Source organism: Nostoc sp. (genome assembly GCF_036918245.1).
GTDB lineage: Bacteria > Cyanobacteriota > Cyanobacteriia > Cyanobacteriales > Nostocaceae > Nostoc.
Map to the genome: position 1 here is coordinate 1 of NZ_JBALEF010000011.1, position 1,571 is coordinate 1,571.

Below are 1,571 nucleotides of genomic sequence, written 5' to 3' on the forward strand. Positions count from 1 at the left end.
CAAAACGGAGAGTTTGATCCTGGCTCAGGATGAACGCTGGCGGTATGCTTAACACATGCAAGTCGAACGGTGTCTTCGGGCACAGTGGCGGACGGGTGAGTAACGCGTGAGAATCTGGCTTTAGGTCTGGGACAACCACTGGAAACGGTGGCTAATACCGGATGTGCCTTTCGGGGTGAAAGATTAATTGCCTGAAGATGAGCTCGCGTCTGATTAGCTAGTTGGAAGTGTAATGGACTCCCAAGGCGACGATCAGTAGCTGGTCTGAGAGGACGATCAGCCACACTGGGACTGAGACACGGCCCAGACTCCTACGGGAGGCAGCAGTGGGGAATTTTCCGCAATGGGCGAAAGCCTGACGGAGCAATACCGCGTGAGGGAGGAAGGCTCTTGGGTCGTAAACCTCTTTTCTCAGGGAAGAACACAATGACGGTACCTGAGGAATAAGCATCGGCTAACTCCGTGCCAGCAGCCGCGGTAATACGGAGGATGCAAGCGTTATCCGGAATGATTGGGCGTAAAGCGTCCGCAGGTGGCAATGTAAGTCTGCTGTTAAAGAGTCTAGCTCAACTAGATACAAGCAGTGGAAACTACATAGCTAGAGTACGTTCGGGGCAGAGGGAATTCCTGGTGTAGCGGTGAAATGCGTAGAGATCAGGAAGAACACCAGTGGCGAAGGCGCTCTGCTAGGCCGTAACTGACACTGAGGGACGAAAGCTAGGGGAGCGAATGGGATTAGATACCCCAGTAGTCCTAGCCGTAAACGATGGATACTAGGCGTGGCTTGTATCGACCCGAGCCGTGCCGTAGCTAACGCGTTAAGTATCCCGCCTGGGGAGTACGCCGGCAACGGTGAAACTCAAAGGAATTGACGGGGGCCCGCACAAGCGGTGGAGTATGTGGTTTAATTCGATGCAACGCGAAGAACCTTACCAAGGCTTGACATGTCGCGAATCCTGGTGAAAGCTGGGAGTGCCTTCGGGAGCGCGAACACAGGTGGTGCATGGCTGTCGTCAGCTCGTGTCGTGAGATGTTGGGTTAAGTCCCGCAACGAGCGCAACCCTCGTTTTTAGTTGCCAGCATTAAGTTGGGCACTCTAGAGAGACTGCCGGTGACAAACCGGAGGAAGGTGGGGATGACGTCAAGTCAGCATGCCCCTTACGCCTTGGGCTACACACGTACTACAATGCTCCGGACAGAGGGCAGCAAGCATGCGAATGCAAGCAAATCCCGGAAACCGGAGCTCAGTTCAGATCGCAGGCTGCAACTCGCCTGCGTGAAGGAGGAATCGCTAGTAATTGCAGGTCAGCATACTGCAGTGAATTCGTTCCCGGGCCTTGTACACACCGCCCGTCACACCATGGAAGCTGGTAGTGCCCGAAGTCATTACTCAAACCCTTAGGGGGGGAGGATGCCTAAGGCAGGACTGGTGACTGGGGTGAAGTCGTAACAAGGTAGCCGTACCGGAAGGTGTGGCTGGATCACCTCCTTTTTAGGGAGACCTACACCCCTTAGATATCAAAAAGCAAACAGCTATATAGATAGTAAGTTGGTCTAACCTAGGTCGGTCG

At 54.0% G+C, this 1,571-nt stretch carries 1 rRNA gene; it reads left to right on the top strand.

Annotated features, from left to right (window positions below):
- Position 1: 1 nt before the first annotated feature.
- A 16S ribosomal RNA gene (locus tag V7L12_RS02415) occupies positions 2-1,492 on the top strand.
- Positions 1,493-1,571: the final 79 nt, after the last annotated feature.